General features: G+C 63.9%; 16 protein-coding genes and 1 tRNA gene. 12 read left to right on the forward strand and 5 right to left on the reverse strand.

Going from position 1 to position 18,091, the window contains the following annotated elements:
- Positions 1-123 precede the first annotated feature (123 nt).
- The 6 genes from ACVWY3_RS07225 (at position 124) to ACVWY3_RS07250 (ending at position 6,251) form a co-directional block, all read left to right on the forward strand.
- Positions 124-1,509 carry an MFS transporter gene (locus ACVWY3_RS07225; protein WP_456837849.1) on the forward strand — a complete coding sequence of 462 codons (1,386 nt, stop codon included), beginning with the start codon at positions 124-126 and terminating at the stop codon, positions 1,507-1,509.
- Positions 1,510-1,630: 121 nt separating this feature from the next.
- Positions 1,631-2,458, forward strand: a complete 828-nt coding sequence (locus ACVWY3_RS07230; RefSeq protein WP_456837850.1) for a 3-keto-5-aminohexanoate cleavage protein — start codon at positions 1,631-1,633, stop codon at positions 2,456-2,458.
- 130 nt (positions 2,459-2,588) lie between these two features.
- The gene (locus ACVWY3_RS07235; RefSeq protein ID WP_456837851.1) at positions 2,589-3,794 is read left to right on the forward strand and encodes an MFS transporter; all 1,206 of its coding nucleotides are present in this window, start codon (positions 2,589-2,591) and stop codon (positions 3,792-3,794) included.
- 154 nt (positions 3,795-3,948) lie between these two features.
- On the forward strand, positions 3,949-5,178 hold the full coding sequence (locus ACVWY3_RS07240; RefSeq protein ID WP_456837852.1) for a CaiB/BaiF CoA transferase family protein: 1,230 nt from the start codon (positions 3,949-3,951) through the stop codon (positions 5,176-5,178).
- Between the two features lie 292 nt (positions 5,179-5,470).
- Complete coding sequence (locus ACVWY3_RS07245; RefSeq protein ID WP_456837853.1) at positions 5,471-5,692, forward strand: hypothetical protein; 222 nt, start codon at positions 5,471-5,473, stop codon at positions 5,690-5,692.
- 166 nt (positions 5,693-5,858) lie between these two features.
- The gene (locus ACVWY3_RS07250; protein WP_456837854.1) at positions 5,859-6,251 is read left to right on the forward strand and encodes a RidA family protein; all 393 of its coding nucleotides are present in this window, start codon (positions 5,859-5,861) and stop codon (positions 6,249-6,251) included.
- Between the two features lie 198 nt (positions 6,252-6,449).
- Here the strand turns inward: ACVWY3_RS07250 and ACVWY3_RS07255 are convergent, their stop codons facing one another.
- Positions 6,450-7,112, reverse strand: a complete 663-nt coding sequence (locus ACVWY3_RS07255) for a TetR/AcrR family transcriptional regulator (protein ID WP_456837855.1) — start codon at positions 7,110-7,112, stop codon at positions 6,450-6,452.
- Between the two features lie 329 nt (positions 7,113-7,441).
- Between ACVWY3_RS07255 and ACVWY3_RS07260 the strand changes: the two genes are divergently transcribed.
- Positions 7,442-8,677 carry an acyl-CoA dehydrogenase family protein gene (locus tag ACVWY3_RS07260; RefSeq protein WP_456837856.1) on the forward strand — a complete coding sequence of 412 codons (1,236 nt, stop codon included), beginning with the start codon at positions 7,442-7,444 and terminating at the stop codon, positions 8,675-8,677.
- A 93-nt stretch (positions 8,678-8,770) separates the two neighbouring features.
- Positions 8,771-9,829: a phosphotransferase family protein gene (locus ACVWY3_RS07265; protein WP_456843310.1), complete on the forward strand. Its 1,059-nt coding sequence runs from the start codon at positions 8,771-8,773 to the stop codon at positions 9,827-9,829.
- Between the two features lie 105 nt (positions 9,830-9,934).
- Here the strand turns inward: ACVWY3_RS07265 and ACVWY3_RS07270 are convergent, their stop codons facing one another.
- Positions 9,935-10,231 (reverse strand): GIY-YIG nuclease family protein, encoded by a 297-nt coding sequence (locus ACVWY3_RS07270; RefSeq protein WP_456837857.1) that lies wholly within the window; start codon positions 10,229-10,231, stop codon positions 9,935-9,937.
- Positions 10,232-10,490: 259 nt separating this feature from the next.
- Complete coding sequence (gene argE, locus ACVWY3_RS07275; protein ID WP_456837858.1) at positions 10,491-11,678, reverse strand: acetylornithine deacetylase; 1,188 nt, start codon at positions 11,676-11,678, stop codon at positions 10,491-10,493.
- 786 nt (positions 11,679-12,464) lie between these two features.
- Here argE and ACVWY3_RS07280 point away from each other — a divergent pair.
- Positions 12,465-13,565: an IS4 family transposase gene (locus ACVWY3_RS07280; protein ID WP_456837859.1), complete on the forward strand. Its 1,101-nt coding sequence runs from the start codon at positions 12,465-12,467 to the stop codon at positions 13,563-13,565.
- 422 nt (positions 13,566-13,987) lie between these two features.
- Here ACVWY3_RS07280 and ACVWY3_RS07285 read toward each other — a convergent pair whose 3' ends face one another.
- Positions 13,988-14,773 (reverse strand): SDR family NAD(P)-dependent oxidoreductase, encoded by a 786-nt coding sequence (locus ACVWY3_RS07285; protein WP_456837860.1) that lies wholly within the window; start codon positions 14,771-14,773, stop codon positions 13,988-13,990.
- Between the two features lie 133 nt (positions 14,774-14,906).
- Between ACVWY3_RS07285 and ACVWY3_RS07290 the strand changes: the two genes are divergently transcribed.
- Both ACVWY3_RS07290 and ACVWY3_RS07295 read left to right on the forward strand, forming a co-directional pair.
- On the forward strand, positions 14,907-15,605 hold the full coding sequence (locus tag ACVWY3_RS07290; protein WP_456837861.1) for a histidine phosphatase family protein: 699 nt from the start codon (positions 14,907-14,909) through the stop codon (positions 15,603-15,605).
- An 80-nt stretch (positions 15,606-15,685) separates the two neighbouring features.
- Positions 15,686-16,453 carry an SDR family NAD(P)-dependent oxidoreductase gene (locus ACVWY3_RS07295; protein ID WP_212308609.1) on the forward strand — a complete coding sequence of 256 codons (768 nt, stop codon included), beginning with the start codon at positions 15,686-15,688 and terminating at the stop codon, positions 16,451-16,453.
- Positions 16,454-16,551: 98 nt separating this feature from the next.
- On the opposite strand, the gene ACVWY3_RS07300 is transcribed toward ACVWY3_RS07295, so the two are convergent.
- Positions 16,552-17,775 carry a serine hydrolase domain-containing protein gene (locus ACVWY3_RS07300; protein WP_456837862.1) on the reverse strand — a complete coding sequence of 408 codons (1,224 nt, stop codon included), beginning with the start codon at positions 17,773-17,775 and terminating at the stop codon, positions 16,552-16,554.
- Positions 17,776-17,927: 152 nt separating this feature from the next.
- On the opposite strand from ACVWY3_RS07300, the gene ACVWY3_RS07305 reads away from it, so the two are divergent.
- Positions 17,928-18,003 (forward strand) — tRNA-Trp (locus ACVWY3_RS07305).
- Positions 18,004-18,091 lie beyond the last annotated feature (88 nt).

Below are 18,091 nucleotides of genomic sequence, written 5' to 3' on the forward strand. Positions count from 1 at the left end.
CAGACACCCATCGGCAGTGACGAGCGCTCGCGAGGCTTTCGCAGAGCGGGCGGAGAGTGCTGCCCAATGTCTCCAAGAAGCCCGGCAACGGGACGTCAAAAGACCGAGTGGAGGAATCTTGAGATGACCGCGACCCGTCAGACGAGTCAGTCCAGGAAGGCTGCTGCCAGCGGCTGGATCGGTTCGGCTCTCGAATATTATGACTTCTTCATCTACGCCACCGCCGCCTCGCTGATCTTCCCGCAAATCTTCTTCCCGTCGGACAATCCCACCGTCGCCATCGTCGCATCGCTGGCGACCTACGGCGTCGGCTATGTGGCCCGGCCGATCGGCGCGTTCGTGCTCGGACATTGGGGCGACACACATGGCCGCAAGACCGTGCTCATCGTCTGCATGTTCCTGATGGGCATCTCGACCATGGCGGTGGGTCTGCTGCCGACCTATCAGCAGGTCGGGATTTTGGCGCCGATCCTGCTCGTCATCCTTCGCCTCGTGCAGGGCTTTGCCGTGGCCGGTGAAATCTCCGGCGCCAGTTCGATGATCCTGGAGCACGCGCCGTTCGGACGGCGCGGCTTCTATGCAAGCTTCGCGCTTCAAGGCGTGCAGGCCGGACAGATCCTTGCGGCGGCGGTGTTCCTGCCGCTGGCGGCCTATATGCCGACCGAAGCCTTCAACAGCTGGGGCTGGCGGATTCCGTTCCTGCTCAGCTTCTTCGTCATCGTCGCCGGCTACATCATTCGCCGCGAAGTCGACGAGACCCCGGCCTTTGCCCGCGAGGGCGAGCGGGGAGAAACGCCGCGGGCGCCCATCGTCCAGGCCATCAAGCTGAGCTGGCGCGACATGCTCAGGGTGATCTGCATGGCCCTGATGAACGTCATTCCCGTCGTTGCGACCATCTTCGGTGCGGCATATGCGGTGCAGCCCGCCTATGGCATCGGTTTCGCCAGGGACGTCTATCTGTGGATCCCGGTGCTCGGAAACATGCTGGCCGTGTTCGTCATTCCCTTTGTCGGCCATCTCTCCGACAAGGTCGGCCGCAAGCCTCCGATCATCGTGGGCGCGCTGCTCTCCGGCCTGCTCGCGTTCGGCTACCTCTATGCCATCAGCATCAGGAACGTGCCGCTCGCGATCCTGCTCTCGCTGCTCATGTGGGGCGTGGTCTACCAGGGCTACAACGCGATCTTCCCGAGCTTCTACCCGGAGCTGTTTCCGACGCGCACTCGTGTATCGGCAATGGCGATCTCGCAGAACATCGGCACGACCATCACCGCGTTGCTCCCGGCGCTGTTTGCGACCGTGGCGCCTCCCGGCTCGGCCAACATTCCCTTGACGGTCGGGGCGATCGCCTTCGGCATCACCGTCATCGCGGCGCTGGCCGCCGTCACGGCACGGGAAACCTACCGGATCAGCATCGACGATCTCGGTGATCCCAAGGCCGTCCCGATGGCGCGGGCCGATTACGAGCGGCAGCGCGCGGCGGCGAGCGGTGCGGCCGCAATTCCGACCTGACGAGAGCGCAGGGAAGCCCTGCCGCTGCGACCGGTGGAGTTTGCAGCGGCAGGCTTAACGCGTTACGTGATGGCCTGGTCGAACCTTCTGCGCGCGAGCGCGATCATCATGAGGTCAAGGGATGAACCCCGTCGTCGTTGCTGTCGCTATCACCGGCTCCGTTCCGCGCAAGAAGGACAACCCGGCGGTGCCCATCCTGCCGTCCGAACAGATCGAATCGACGCAGCAGGCTTTCGAGGCCGGCGCCACGCTGGCCCACATCCATGTTCGCAACGATGACGAGACGCCGTCCTCCGACCCCGAGCGCTTTGCCCTGGTGCAGGAGGGCATCAAAAAGCATTGCCCGGGAATAATCGTTCAGTTCTCGACCGGCGGGCGAGGCCGCGATCCCTCGGCGCGTGGATCGTCGCTCTATTTGAAGCCCGACATGGCCTCGCTGTCCACGGGCTCGGTGAACTTTCCGACGATCGTCTACGAGAACAGTGCCGCGCTGGTCGAGACGCTCGCCACCGGCATGAAGGCGAATGGCATCCGGCCGGAGATCGAGATCTTCGATCTGTCGCATCTGCATGGCGCGCGCCGACTGATCGAGGCGGGGCTGATCGATGCGCGTCCGCATGTGCAGTTCGTCATGGGCGTCAAGAACGCGATGCCGGCCGACGAGCATGTCCTCGACATCCTGCTGGGAGAGTTGAAGCGGCTGATCCCGCAAGCGACGTGGACCGCCGCCGGGATCGGGCGCCACCAGGCCGAGGTCATGGGCTGGGCTCTCGCGCGGGGCGCTGATGCGGTCCGCACCGGCCTGGAGGACAATATCCGGATCGACAAGACGCGCCTCGCCGCCAGCAACGCCGAGCTCGTGACCGTCGCCTGCGAGGCTGTCGCGCGCCACGGCCGGCGCGTCGCGACCGCGGCCGAGGCGCGATCCCTGCTCGGGCTCGCGGGGTAGGGGCTACTGTCTCCTGCTGACATGCTCCCGGCTGCATTCTGCCATTCGGCGGCCGGCGTTCCCCTGCGCTGAGTCTCCGGCTAAGACGGGCGGCACAGGCGTGATCGGCGCCTGCCGGGCAGGCGAGGGAATGCGGTTCTTGAAATCTGACAGCAGGCTCATCGGCGCCCTGCTGGTGCTCGCGATCACCCAGCTCATCGGATGGGGCACGATCGGGCTCCCCGCCATCGTCGGGCGGGATCTCGCGGCTGACCTCGGCATGAGCCTGCCGGCGGTGTTCGGCGGGACCTCCGTTCTCTATGTCACCATGGGCCTGTGCGCGCCCTGGCTCGCAAAGGCATTCGCGCGGCATGGCGCGCGCAAGGTCATGATGGTCGGCACGGTCCTCACCGTGCCCGGCTTCGTGCTGCTGTCCTTCGCGCGCGAGCCGGTGCTCTACTTCGCCGCCTGGACCATCTTCGGCGTCGCCGGCAGCGCCACGCTCTCGACCGGCGCCTATATCATGCTGAACGAGATCGCGGGGCGCCAGGCCAAGAGCGCGATCGGCGCGCTCATGCTGGTGACGGGCCTCTCCAGCAGCATCTTCTGGCCGGCCACGTCGTTCCTCAGCGGCCATCTCGGCTGGCGCGGGACCTGCCTCGTCTATGCCGCCATGCTGATCCTCGTCTCGCTGCCGCTCTATGCCTTCGCAGCACCGCGCCGGCCCGTCGCGAAGGACGACAGTGCTGCGCCGGCGAAGCGCGCGGAGGCGCCGCGAATTGCCCGGGGCACGTTCGGCCTCGTGGTCTCCGCGATCACCCTCAATGCCTTCGTCAATTTCGGCCTCAGCGCGGTGTTCATCGAGCTGCTGCGCGCGGAAGGGCTGGCGCCCGCGCAGGCGATCGCGTTCGGCTCCATGCTCGGCGTGATCCAGGTCAGCGCCCGCGGCCTCGACTTCCTCGGCGGCGGCCGCTGGGATGGCATCACGACCGGGCTCGTCGCCGGCACAGCGCTGCCCGTGGCGATGCTGCTCTTGATGCTGAGCGAGGGGGCGACCTGGGCGGTCGCCGTTTTCATCCTGCTGTATGGCGCCGGCAGCGGCGCGATGGCGGTGGCACGGGCGACGATCCCGCTGGTGTTCTACGACCAGGCCGAGTTCGCCAAGGCGATGTCGATGATCGCGCTGCCGCTCAATCTCGCCTCCGCGATCTCCCCGCCGTTGCTCGCCGGCCTGCTCACAGAGTTCGGCAGCCGCGGCGCGCTCGGTCTCACCTTCGTGTTCTCCTGCGCCACGGTGCTGATCCTGGTCCTGCTCGGCCGGCGCAGGCCGCATGTTGCCGCGGCGGCCGTGACCTGACGAGATATTCGCAGCGCGGAAATTCGCCGCCGCCGTGGCGGGGTGGCGATATGCCCGGAGCGCAGTGCTCGCAGAACGAAAATAGTGTATCCGCAGGAAGCGCGGCCTGGCGCGGCCCGCCGCGCCAATATCCAGTTCCCCGGAGGAAACTTAAATGTCGGCCCTGCCGCTCTCAGGCATCAAGATCCTTGACCTCACCCGCGTGCTTGCCGGTCCCCTGTCGGCCCAGATGCTGGGCGATCTCGGCGCGGAGGTGATCAAGATCGAGCGGCCGGGCACCGGCGACGACGCGCGCGCCTTCGGCCCGCCTTATCTGACCGACCCCGAAGGCAAGGCGAACAACAACAACTCGTTCTATCTCTGCGCCAACCGCAACAAGAAGTCGGTCACCGTCAACATCGCCAAGCCCGAGGGGCAGGCGATCATCCGCGAGCTCGCCAAGGACGCCGACGTCTTCATGGAGAACTACAAGGTCGGCGATCTCAAGCGCTACGGCCTCGACTATGAGACCATCAAGGCGATCAACCCGAAAATCATCTACTGCTCGGTGACCGGCTTCGGCCAGACCGGCCCTTACGCGCCGCGCGCCGGCTATGACGCCATTCTGCAGGCGATGGGCGGCCTGATGAGCGTCACCGGCCATATCGACGGCGAGCCGGGCGAGGGCCCGATGAAGGTCGGTCCCTCGATCGTCGATTACATGACCGGCATGAACGCCTCGATCGGGATTCTCTCGGCGCTCTACAATCGCGACGCCAATGCCGGTCAGGGACAGCACATCGACGTCTGCCTGTTCGACACCGTGATCGCCTCGCTCAGCCACTGGCTGCAGATCTTCCTCGTCAACGGCAAGGTCCCCCCGCGCCGCGGCACCTGGGGCAATGGCGGCATGCCGGCCGGCGTGTTCCGCTGCACCGACGGCGAGCTGATGGTGGTGGTCGGCAATGACGGCCAGTTCCAGCGCACCTGCGCCGTGCTCGGCGAGCCCGGGCTTGCCAGCGATCCGCGCTTCATCAAGAACAACGACCGCGTCGTGCACGGCAAGGAGATCATGGCGATCTTCGCCGGCCTGTTCCTGAAAAAGCCGGTGGCCTACTGGCTGGAGAAGCTCGAGGAGGCCGGCGTGCCGTCGGGGCCGATCAACAATTTCGAGCAGGTGTTTTCCGATCCGCACGTGCAGTCGCGCGGCATGCGCGTGAAGGTCGATCATCCGTTCCAGCCGGACCTGTCGCTGATCCGGAACGCGCTGACCCTCTCGGAAACTCCGATCAAGACCTACCGCGCCCCGCCGCTGCTCGGCGAGCATACCGAGGAGGTGCTGGCGGGCAAGCTCGGCTATGATGCCGGCAAGATCGGGGAGCTGAAGCAGCAGGGGATCATCTAGTGCCCTTTGCCCCTCCTCTGGAGGGGACGCCGAGGCTCTTCAAAAATGCCGGCGGCGTGCGCGACCAGTTCGGGTTGCTCTTCGCCACCGCTGCGACCGCGGAGGACGCGCGCGATGCTGGGGCTGGCGGAGGCCGCGGATTGCTGCGCACGGATTGGTGACCTCAGTGTGGCGCTGGCCGGGCCTTGCGTGGAGCTTGCGCGCAATCCCCAGATAAACCCGGTCCGTAGTCGCACAGGCTTCCGCTTCGCGCCCGAGTCTGATCTCCTCCCATAAGTCGGGAGGGAAGCGCATGTCCTATACGATCGGGTTCCAGGCCAAGGACCAGAAGGCAATTCTGGCGACAGAGGCGGCCACCGCAAATCAGGCCGTCGCCATCATCGCCGCGCTGCGGCAGAGCGCCGACGAAATCAAGTTCATCCGCTCGCCGCAGGAAGGCGAGATGGGCATCGAGATGCTGCTGCTGCTCGCCAAGGAAGAGGCCGAGGAGATGCCGCAGCAGGGCAAAGCATGATCCGGAAAAGTGCGCAGCGGTTTTGCGGAAAGATCATGCAAACAATAAACTAAAGCGCGATCCAATCGCGCTTTAGCCCGCGCACCACACTTCGAGCTTTAGCGAAGCATGCCGGCTGCAGAATAGTGTAGTCAGGCCCCAGTCTCGCTTGAACCGAAGGTGGTCCATGAAACGCGAAGCGCTCCGCGTCGAACCGATCTCGTCCTTTCTCGATCGCTGGAAGGCGCCGACCTCGCCGGTGACGCGCGCCGGCAACATGATCTTCGTCGCCGGCCTGCCGCCATTCAATCCCGAGACCGGCGAGATCGCAGAAGCGCCGATCGAACGGCAGAGTGAGATCATCATGGAGCAGATGAAGCTGTGCCTCGAGACGGCCGGCGCCAGCCTCGACAATGTCATGAAGTGCAACGTCTACTGCACCTCGACCAAACACTTCGCCGCGTTCAATGCGGTCTATGCGCGCTATTTCCCCCATGATCCGCCGGCGCGGATCTTCGTCTGCACGCCTGAATGGTTCGCTCCCTTCGACGTCGAGATCGACTGCATCGCGATGATGTGACGCGCGAGCGGTTACTTCACCTCTTTCCGCTCGCGCGGAACCCTCTCCGCGTAAGAACGGGGCGAGGAAGCGTAGCGCCGGCGCGGTGAGGCTCGTTCCAAAGCATGATCCGGAAAAGTGCGCAGCGGTTTTCGGAAAAGATCATGAGCAAACAACAAGCTAAAGCGCGATGACGATTCATCCTGACCTCATCGCGCTTTAACGTGCAGCAACCTTCGCCGGCACCTTCGTCTCCGCCCGTCCGGCCGTCAGTGCCATCGTCGCCACGCTGACGACGCGCGCGATGACGTCCTCGACATCGTCGAGATCGCATTTGCCCTCCGACAGCTTGGTCAGGCGTTCGCTCTCGCGGATGGTGTGGTGCGCCATCGCGAGCGCGAAGTTCAGGCCCCAATAGATCTCGACCTCACTGCGGTCGGGCAGGGATCTGCGCATCGCACCGACGAATTTGCGCAAATGGTCGATCTCGCGGTTCTTGATGCGGCGGATCGGCGGCACGGATTCGATCGAGGCGCGGATCATGAAACGTGCCGCGGTGGAGCGCTGGTTCTCAGGTCCAAGGCAGCCGCGCAAGGTCGGGCCGACCAGCGCATGCAGGATCCCCTCGATCGGCGCGCGGCCGCCGCCTTGCTCTTCGGCCGCCTTCAATTCGCGCAGACGCTCGCGGTTGGTCGCGATCGAGCGGGTGACGAACAGTTCCGCGATCAACTCGTCCTTCGAGCCGAAATGATAGTTGACCGCGGCGAGGTTGACGCCCGCCTCCGCCACGATGTCACGCAACGTGACATCGCCAAAGCCGCGGTCGGCATAGAGCCGCTCGGCGGCGGCGAGAATGGCGGACCTGGTGTGATCGCTGGCCATGGCTTGGATCTCGGCTTGGGACCTTTGTCATTCCGGGGCGCGATACGGTCGCGAACCCGGAATCCCGCGCCGCAATCTCTGGATTCCGGGTTCGACGCTTTGCGTCGCCCCGGAATGACGTGCGAGGCACGAAGCGTCGGGAGTTGCAATTCAAACAGTTGTATGAAACTATCGTTTGAAGGCCGGTAAAAGTCAATCCGCAATCGGGACTCGTTCGCAATTTGCGGGCCGGTTCCGCAAAACGCCCGCACGTCGCGCTTGCGGGCCGTGCGCGGCGGGAGGACAGTCCGGCGCAAAACGACCAGTGAGAGAGAAACGAGGAGCGTCCCATGGATTTCGATCTGTCGCCGAAGCAGAAGGAATGGCTCGACCGCGTGCGGTCCTTCATGGCCAAGCACGTGCGCCCGGCGGTGCCTATTTATGACGAGCAGGATCGCAGCGGCGAGCGCTGGAAGGTCATCCCGATCCTCGAGGACCTCAAGAAGAAGGCCAAGGCCGAAGGCCTGTGGAACATGTTCATGCCGCCGAGCGAGCATGAGGACGACGAATTCCGCGGCGCGGGATTGACCAATCTCGAATACGCGCTGCTGTCGGAGGAGATGGGCCGCATCACCTGGGCCTCGGAAGTGTTCAACTGTTCGGCGCCCGACACCGGCAACATGGAAGTGTTCATCCGCTACGGCACCAAGGAGCAGAAGCGCAAATGGCTGCGCCCGCTGATGGACGGCGAGATCCGCTCGGCCTTCCTGATGACGGAACCTGCGGTCGCATCATCGGATGCGACCAACATCGAGACCCGCATCGAGAAGGACGGCGATCACTACGTCATCAACGGCCGCAAATGGTGGTCGTCGGGCGTCGGCGATCCCCGCTGCAAGATCGCGATCCTGATGGGCAAGACCGATCCGTCGGCCGCCAAGCACCAGCAGCAGTCGCAGATCTTGGTTCCGCTCGACACGCCCGGCATCAAGGTCGAGAAGATGCTGCCCGTGTTCGGCTTCGACGACGCGCCGCATGGTCATGCCCAGGTGCTGCTCGAGAACGTGCGGGTGCCGAAGGAGAACATCCTGCTCGGCGAAGGCCGCGGCTTCGAGATCGCACAGGGCCGCCTCGGCCCCGGCCGCATCCACCACTGCATGCGCACCATCGGCAAGGCCGAGGAGGCGCTGGAGAAGATGGTGAAGCGGCTCGCCTCGCGCACCGCCTTCGGCAAGAAGATCATCGAGCACAGTGTGTGGGAGCAGCGCATCGGCGAGGCTCGCACCGACATCGAGATGAACCGCCTGTTGTGCCTCAAGGCCGCCGACATGATGGACAAGGTCGGCAACAAGACCGCGCAGCTCGAGATCGCCATGATCAAGGTCGCAGGTCCCAACATGGCCTTGAGGATCATCGATCAGGCGATCCAGGCCTTTGGCGGCGCCGGCGTCTCGGATGAAGCCGGCCTTGCCAAGGACTACGCCCACATCCGCACGCTCCGTCTCGCCGACGGTCCGGACGAGGTGCACAATCGCGCCATTGCCAGACTTGAACTTCGGAAGTATGCAAACTCTCCCGCGCACTAAAAATCTGGGAGAGCTGCGTGCTCCCCGCACCGTCGTTCCGGGTTCTCGCTACGCGAGCCCCGGAATGACGACATGAGAAGAGGGAGCGTCACCGTGGCTGACGGCGTCAGGAAAGACGAAGAGTTCTCGGGCACCAAGCCGGTCGAGGAGCGGCATCGTTTTGACGAGCTGCGCCTGGAAGCCTGGATGCGCGAGAACGTCGAAGGTTTTCAAGGCCCGCTGGTCGTGCTCCAGTTCAAGGGCGGCCAGTCCAACCCGACCTATCGCCTCAACACGCCGAACCGTTCCTACGTGATGCGCCGAAAGCCGTTTGGCAAATTGCTGCCGTCGGCGCACGCGGTCGATCGCGAATATCGCGTCATTGCGGCCCTTGGAAAGCAGGGCTTTCCGGTCGCACACGCCTACGCGCTGTGCCAGGACGACAGCGTGATCGGCGCGGCCTTCTACATCATGTCGATGGAGGAGGGCCGGGTGTTCTGGGATCCGACGCTGCCGAGCCAGGACGCCGACGCGCGGCGCAAGATCTTCACCAGCAAGATCGAGACGTTGGCGAAACTCCACATGTTCGATCCCGTCGCGATCGGGCTCGGCGACTTCGGCAAGCCCGGCAACTATTTTGCACGGCAGATCGATCGCTGGACCAAGCAATATCGCGCGTCCGAGACGCAGCACATTCCCGAGTTCGAGAAGGTCGCCGAATGGCTGCCCAAGACCGTGCCGGAGCAGGCGCGCGTCTCGATCGTTCACGGCGACTATCGTCTCGACAACATGATTTTCCATGCGACGGAACCGCGCGTGCAGGCCGTGCTCGACTGGGAGCTGTCGACGCTCGGCGATCCCATGGCCGACTTCACCTATCTGCTCATGCAGTGGATCATGCCTGGCCTGCAGGGCGTCGATCTCGAGGCGCTGAACATCCCGAGCCTGGAACAGGCGGCACAGATCTACTGCAACGTCACCAGGATGAGTGTGCCGGATCTCAATTGGTATTTTTCCTACAATCTCTTTCGCCTCGCGGGCATCACGCAAGGTATCGCCGGCCGCATCCGCGACGGCACCGCCGCCAACGCCAAGGCGCTGGAATCCGCCAAGCGCACCGTGCCGCTGTCGAAGGCGTCATGGGAGTATGCGCAGAAGGCGGGCGCGGTTTAGGAACGACGGAGGCGCGGCCGATGGTCGCGCCTTTTGCTTGTTTGCCGCTCTTGTGTCCCGGACGCGGTGCAGCACGGAGTGCTGCGCCGCAGAGCCGGGGCCCTGTCACGCCGCCAAGGTATTCAGTTCATCAGTGAGATCGCGCCAATCCGGATTGAGCTTCTCGATCAGCTCGAGCTTCCAGGCGCGACGCCAGCGCTTCAGCGAATGTTCGCGCGAACGCGCCTCGAGCACCGACTCGAAGGTTTCGAAGTAGACCAGCAATGTCACGTCATACTGTCGCGTGAAGCCAGGAATGAGCTTTGCCTTGTGCTCGGTCATGCGGCGAACGAGATTGTTCGTCACGCCGATGTAGAGCGTGCCGTTTCGTTTGCTGGCCAGGATGTAAACGAAGAGGGACATCGTTGCGCAACCGGCGTCGATGGGGTGACGTAATCTAAGGTTGCATGTTTCGGCGCCTTTGCCGAGCGCTCTGGGTCCCGGCTCTGCGGAGCGTCACTTCGTGCCGCACCGCGTCCGGGACACGAGACCGGATTTCCACGTCTGTGATTCCCGAGCAATCAAGTGCATGCTCTCGTGTCCCGGACAAGGCGCATCACAACGTGATGCGCCGCAGAGCTGGGACCCAGCTGCGCTGTTCGAGTCCTAAAGCACCCGCGGGTCACGCCTTCGCACAATGCGCGATCAGCCTCTCGACGAACCCTGCGCATTTCTCCAGCTCTGCCATCTCGACGAACTCATCCGGCGTGTGCGCCTGCGCGATCGAGCCGGGGCCGATCACCGCCGAGGGGATACCGGCCATGCTGGCAAACAGGCTCGCCTCGGTGCCGAAGGCGACCTTGGCGTGATCGTTGCGCCCCGCAAGGCTCTTGGCGAGCGTGACGATCGCCGCATCGGCGGCGGTATCGAGCGCGGGATAATCGAGGATCTCTTCGAAATCGATGCCGCACTCCGGGTGTCTCGCCTTCATCGCCGGCTCGAGCTCGGCTTTGGCCCACGCGACGATCGCGTCCGTGACCTCGCGCGACTCGGTGATGCCGATGCCGCGGCATTCGAAGTCCACCGCGCAGGTGTCCGGTACGATGTTCAGCGCGGCGCCGCCATGCACGATGCTGGTGAGCAGCGTCGAATGCGGAACGTCGTAGAGGCTGTCCGTCGACCGCGCGGCCGCGAGCTTCTCGGCGCGGCGGCGGATCTCGACGATCAATTCCGCGGCATATTCGATCGCGTTGACGCCGTCGGGCGCGATCGAGGAATGGCGGGCGAGGCCATGGAACGTGGCGCGCATGCCGTGCTTGCCCTTGTGGCCGATGATGACCTGCATCTGGGTCGGCTCGCCGATGAAGGCACCGAGCGGCCGGACCTTCTTCCTTGCCACCTCGCGCAGCATCGGCCGCACGCCGACGCAGCCGATCTCCTCGTCATAGGAGATCGCAAGATGAATCGGCGTCGCCAGTTTCGCCTCCAGCATCTCCGGCACCATGGCCAGGCACACCGCGACAAAGCCCTTCATGTCGGTGGTGCCGCGGCCAAAGAGCTTGCCGTCGCGTTCGACCAGCTTGAACGGATCGTGGCTCCAGTCCTGGCCGATAACAGGCACGACGTCGGTGTGGCCCGATAGCACGAAGCCGGGGCGGTCCTCGGGCCCGACCGTGACCCACAGCGAAGCCTTCTGCCCGGTCTCGTCGATGATGCGCTCGCCCTTGATGCCGAGGAAGGCGAGATAGCTCTCGATGTGCGCGATCAGGGGCAGGTTGGTGCGATCGCTGATCGTGTCGAAGCCGACGAGGTCGGTGAGAAGGTGGCGGATGCGATCGGCTCTGGAGCTCGGGAAGATCGGGTTCGGCATTGTTACTTCGTGTCGGGGATTGCAGAGGCTGAAATTGCTTGCATGAACCATACCAACGTGGTGGGCGGTCGGGCAAATCAAGATCGCAGCCGCCATTTCGGGGCGATGCGGAGCATCGAGCCCGGGAATCCATCGGGCCGCATCACGTGCGGCGAAATTGATTCTGAGTTCGCGCCTTCGTCGCGCCCGGAATGACGAGGGAGAGCTGCCACATCTTGTACTGTCGAGCGAGCGAAACACCAAAGGTTCGGTCAAGCCGCGATCACCAAAATATTCCGCTTTACCGAATTTCGGAAATAGCGTATGTGTCGCCGCAACCCGGCCCAAGGAAGAGGGGCGGATCGCGATCGTCACGAACGCGGGCCGGGCGGCGGTGGGCGTGGACCACATCGGCGCGACAAGCTTCGCAGGGCGGGCAGCCGTGAGCGAGAGCCTCGTGCCAACGACAGGTGTGGTTCGCGTACGGCCAAATCGTGTGGTCCTGGCGCCCCGGGGTCTGTGCGCCAAGTCTTGCGGTGATGTGTGCTGTCCAACCGGACACGCGCATCAGCCATCCGCAAGGCGACGGGGGCAATAGTGCATCGCTCCCCGGGGAGAGCACGACATACGCCGTTCCAACCACTGCGCAGGGAAGGCCGGTTGTTAGGCTCCACCTGTATGCCGCTGTGCAGCTTCTTGTTGCCACCTTTCGCACAGTGGACCGTGGGTGCCCGGCCGGCACCCGGTCTTCCCCATAGGCGTTAAGTTTATTCTTGAGTGTTGGAATCACACGTGATTCCAAGGGGCATGGCAGACGAATCGCTTCTAAATGAGGACTGGACGAGAGTGGTTGCGCAGCTGGGTGGGGCTGAGCAGCTTGAGATAAGCGCGCGCCAGACGAAGGCTTTCGCGCGGCGGCGCCAAATTCCAGACGCGGTGGCGTTGCTTCGGCTGATGCTGGCCTATTGTTTAGGGGAAAGAGGATTGAGATCGACAGCTGCGTGGGCGGCTTCTGTTGGCCTTGCGGACCTCAGCAGCGTGGCGTTGTTCTATCGCCTGCGTCAATGTGGCGATTGGTTTGCAGTGCTGGTGGAGAGCTTGCTCGATGCGGCAGCGCCGAAGGCGAGCCGAGGCCGCCTGATCCGCATCGTCGATGCGACGACAGTACCTCAGGCCGGGCCGACTGCCCGCAGGAGCAGTGAGCTTTGGCGGCTTCATAGTGCATTTGATCTGCCAAGTGAGCGCTTTGGTCACTTCGAGCTAACGGATCAGCAAGAGGGCGAAACGTTTGACCGGATACCAGTAGTCAAGAACGAGATCCGCATTGCTGACCGCGCTTATCTGCAACCTGACCGCATCGCGGCTGTCCGCGCGGCTGGTGCCGACGTTCTGATCCGAGCAGGCTGGAAGAACGCGCGCTGGCTTGATGCCCAAGGCCTTCCATTCGATCTGATGGCCCAATTGCGTGCGGCAAAGGCACGCGGACTGATCGATCGGAGGATTTGGATCAAACGCAAGGACGGGGCGCCTCTGGCTATGCGTCTGGTTGCGGTCAAGAAGCCCACCGGTGCGGCCGCGGCTTCGCGTCGTAAAGCTCGGCGAGACGCACGCGACGAAAACCGCATCATCTCCAAAGGGACTCTGGAAGCCGCGGATTGGGTCATTCTGGTCACGTCGCTCGCACGGGACGAGTTCTCCGCCAGGGATGTGCTTGCACTCTATCGACTGCGATGGCGGATCGAACTTGGCTTCAAGCGACTGAAAAGCCTGATTGGTCTCAAGACACCGCCTGGAACTGATCAGCGTTCGGCGAAGCCCTACCTGCTGGCTCACCTCTTGATTATCCTGCTGCTCGAGCCGCTTGTCCGCGACTTCGAGGACTCTCCCCACTGGAAGCAGGCCGCCTGACGACACCTGGCGGTTGGCGTATCTTGCAACAACTCGTTGCATCCTTGCTGCAAGCAATCATTCCACAACCAACCATCCGCCGCTTGCGCCGCAGTAAGCGAGCGCTCGGGCGGCACCTGCGCGAGCCTCCCCGAAAACGTCAATATCAATCAATGCTTGCGCTACCTTAACGCCTATGCGGTCTTCCCTGCGCCCTCTTCTCAATTGAGGGTCGAGTGACGAGGCAAAGCTCGGGCGAAATGCGCCGCGGGGATGCGAAAGTGTGCCTGCAATTCAGCAACAGTCCCGTGCCCCGGACGCAGCGCAGCGCTTCTTCAGCGGTGCGCTGCAGAGCCGGGGCCTATGCTTGTGGCACTTTGGTCCCGGCTCTGCGCCGCAACGCTTGCGCGCTGCGTCGCGTCCGGGACACGAGAGCGTATGAACTAAATCGGCTTCCCCGTGTACGGCATCGATGCCGTGAGGCCGCCGTCCACCGGGAATGCCTGTCCATTCACATACGAGGCTTCGTCGCTCGCCAAAAACAGCCCCATCGCGGCGAGCTCATGCGGCTGGCCGGCGCGCTTCAGCGGATTGAGCTGGCCGATCTTGTCCTGGGTGCCGCGCTCCTTGGCGCGGTCGAAGATGGGCTTGGTCATGCCGGTTTCGATCAGGCCGGGGCACACCGCGTTGATGCGCACGCCGGTGCCGGTGAGCGAGTAGGCGGTGGTCTGCACCAGAGAGATCACGCCGGCCTTGCTGGCCGCGTACGGATGCCCGCTGGCACCGGCCTTGAGGCCTGCGACGGATGCCGTCAGCACGATCGCGCCGGACTGCTGCTTCACCATGTGCGGCATTGCGTATTTCACCGCGAGGAACGGTCCGATCAGGTTGACGCGCAGGATCTCTTGCCAGTGTTCCACCGTCTGCTCGGCAAGCGGGACGAGCCCGCCCGAGACGCCGGCATTGGCCCAGATCACGTCGAGGCGGCCATGCGTCTTCACCGCCTTGTCGATGACCGCGATGACGTCCTTTTCGGAGCCCGCGTCCGCGACCATGGCTTCAGCGACGCCGCCGGCCTTCTTCACCTCGTCGACCGTCTCCTTCACCGCCTCGGTACGATCGACCGCGATCAGCTTGGCGCCTTCCTTGGTGAAGAGGAGTGCAGCCGCGCGGCCGATGCCGCTGCCGGCGCCGGTGATGATGACGGATTTGCCTTGCAGGCGGCCCATGCGCTTCTCCTTTTGGTTCGTGCGCGACGCTTGCCGCGCGACGGAATTTCAAACAGAATTTGAAACAGTAAAGTGTCTTGAGACACGTTCGCTACTCACGTACAGCGACATCACACGGGATGGAAGGGTTTCGATGGCAGCCGCAGACAAGCCGAAAGTGGTCACGACACGCTGGTGGTGGGTTCGCCACGCGCCGGTGCGCAATGACGGCGGCAACATCTACGGGCAGAGCGATATCGCCTGCGACACCAGCGACACCTATGTGTTCAACGCTGTTGCCAAGGTGCTGCCACGCAAGGCGGTCTGGTATTCGAGCAATCTGATGCGGACGCATCAGACCGCCGAAGCGATCTGGGCGGCGGGCTTCCCGAAGCCGGCGTCGATGAAATGGGAGGCGGATCTCGCCGAGCAGAATCTCGGAAAATGGCAGGGCATGAACCGCGCCGAGTTTGTCGCCAGCCGCCCGGTCGGCGCGAGCTGGTTCGCCGACATCAACGAGCCGGCGCCTGGCGGCGAAAGCTTCATGGACCTCTACAACCGCACGCGCCGCACCATCGAGCGGATCAACAATGAGGCGGCTGGCCAGGACATCATCGTGGTCGCGCATGGCGGCACCATCAAGGCAGCAGTCGGCCTCGCGCTCGGCGATCTGCCGGAGCAGGGGCTCGCGTTCGACATCGACAACGTCTCGGTGACGCGGCTCGATCATTTCGCCAGCCCCGAGCGAAGCGTCTGGCGCTTGCCGATGGTGAACCAGCAGCCCTGGATCGCGGACGATGCGCATGCGGCGATGCATCAGCCGGCCGGACCGGAAGTCAAGAAGCTCGCGTGAGTACGCTGTCATTCCGGGACGGTCCACAGGACCGGACCCGGAATGACGTTCGATACGAAGATCAATCTTGGGAGAGAAACATGACCTTGTTCGACATGAAGGGGAAAGTCGCCGTCATCACCGGATCGACGCGCGGCATCGGGCTTGCGATCGCCGAGCGCATGGCCGAGCACGGCGCCAAGGTCGTGATCTCCTCGCGCAAGGCCGATGTCTGCGACCAGGTTGCCAAAGGCATCAACGACAAGTTCGGCAAGGGCACCGCGGTCGCGATCGCCGCCAACATCTCGTCAAAGGAAAATCTGCAAAACCTCGTCGATGAGAGCAACCGCGCATTCGGCAAGATCGACGTGCTGGTCTGCAACGCCGCGTCGAACCCGTATTACGGTCCGCTCGCCGGCATCTCCGACGATCAGTTCAGGAAGATTCTCGACAACAACATCGTCGCCAACAACTGGCTGATCTCGATGGTGGTGCCGCAGATGATCGAGCGCAAGGACGGCTCGGTGATCATCGTGTCCTCGATTGGGGGCCTCAAGGGCTCGACCATCCTCGGCGCTTACGCGATCTCGAAAGCCGCCGACATGCAGCTCGCGCGCAACCTCGCTTGCGAGTACGGCAAGCACAACATCCGCGTGAACTGCATCGCACCGGGCCTGATCAAAACCGACTTCGCCAAGGCGTTGTGGGACAATCCCGAGAACCTGAAAGCCTCGACCTCGCGCTCGCCGCTCTTGCGCATCGGCATCCCCGACGAGATCGCGGGCGCCGCGGTGTTCCTCGGCTCCAAGGCCGGCGACTTCATGACCGGTCAGACCATGGTGATCGATGGCGGCGCGACGATCAGTTGACGCGATAGAGCGTCATCCCGGGGCGCGCTTAGCGCGAACCCGGGATCTCGAGATTCCGGGCTCGGTCCTGCCGGACCGCCCCGGAATGACCCTTCGGGTCAATCCACTGCCGCGTAAACCAGATCGCGCACCAAGGTCCGCGTGAAATCACGCTGTCCCGGGCCCTGGCTCATGAACACCGCGAACAGATCCTCCTTCGGATCGATCCAGAAGAACGTCCCCGCAATGCCGCTCCAGAAGTAAGTGCCGACGCTGCCGGGGAAGGGCGCGATGCCGGCCTCGCGGCGGACGGCGAAGCCGAGACCGAAGCCGTGGCCGGGCGACAGCAGCGTGCCATTGGTGACGACGTGCGGCCCGAGATGATCCGATGCCATCAGCTCCAGAGTTTTGCGGCCGATGATCCTGTTGCCCTCGAGCGTGCCGCCATTGCGCAGCATCAGCGCGAAGCGGGCATAGTCCATCGTGGTCGAGACCAGGCCGCCGCCGCCGGATTCCATCACCGGCTGCTCGAGCATGTTGAACAGCGCGACCTTGTCGCCGGTCCAGGGATCGGTTGCGAACGCCTCGGCGAGCCGGCCAGCATTGCTCTCAGCGGTCGAGAAGCCGGTCTCGGCCATCTGAAGCGGCACGAGGATGCGCTCGGCGAGGTACGCGCCGAGCGATTTGCCGCTGATGATTTCGATGATGCGGCCGAGAATGTCGGTGGAGCGGCTGTAGTTGAACTCGTCGCCGGGATGGCAGACCAGCGGGAAGCTCGCCACCAGCGCGGCGTGCTCGGCATTGCTGATCTTGCGGCTGCGGACGCGGGACTCCTGATAGAGCTTGTGCACGGGGCCATCGCCCTGGTGCTCGTAGGTCAGTCCAGAGGTGTGCCGCAGCAAGTCCTGTACGGTCATCGCCCGCTTCGGCGGAACCAGCTCCAATTTACCGCCGCTGACCACGGCGACCTTCTGGTCGGCGAACTCCGGGATGAATTTTGCCACGGGATCGCCGAGCAGCAGATGGCCGTCCTCGACCAGCGCCATGATGCCGACCGAGACGATCGGCTTTGTCATCGAAAAAATCCGGAAGATCGAATCACGCGCCATCGGCGCGGACCCCGCCGGGCTCTGCTTGCCGAGCGCCTCGAACCATCCGACCTGACCGCGCCGGGCCACCAGCACGGTCACGCCGGGCACGGTTCCCTTGTCGATCTCGCGCTTGAAAGCATCCGACATCGCCTGGAGGCGGGGCCGCGACAGGCCCAGCGTCTCGGGCTTGGCTTCGGGCAGAGGCGGGGTTGTCGGCGCGGTCGAGGGGCGGGCGGCGGCAGTCGCGGTCATGTTCACTCCCGGGGGCACATTATTGTCGGGAATGGACTGTGACCCAGAAGGCGCGGCACAAACAAGCGAAGCCAGCGCGCTTCACCCTTGCAAACCAGCCGCCCCCTGTGCTTGAAAGCGCCCCTGATCCGCGTGGCGACGCGAGGGTCCGTAGGAGTGTAGCTCAATTGGTAGAGCACCGGTCTCCAAAACCGGGGGTCGCAGGTTCGAGCCCTGCCACTCCTGCCAGATAATTCAATGGCTTAAGCGGCTATTTGTCTCGAACAGAGGCTGAACGGGACCCAAGATGGACCCAAGCATTTAGTCGCTATTGCGC

Source organism: Bradyrhizobium sp. USDA 4486 (assembly GCF_054057995.1).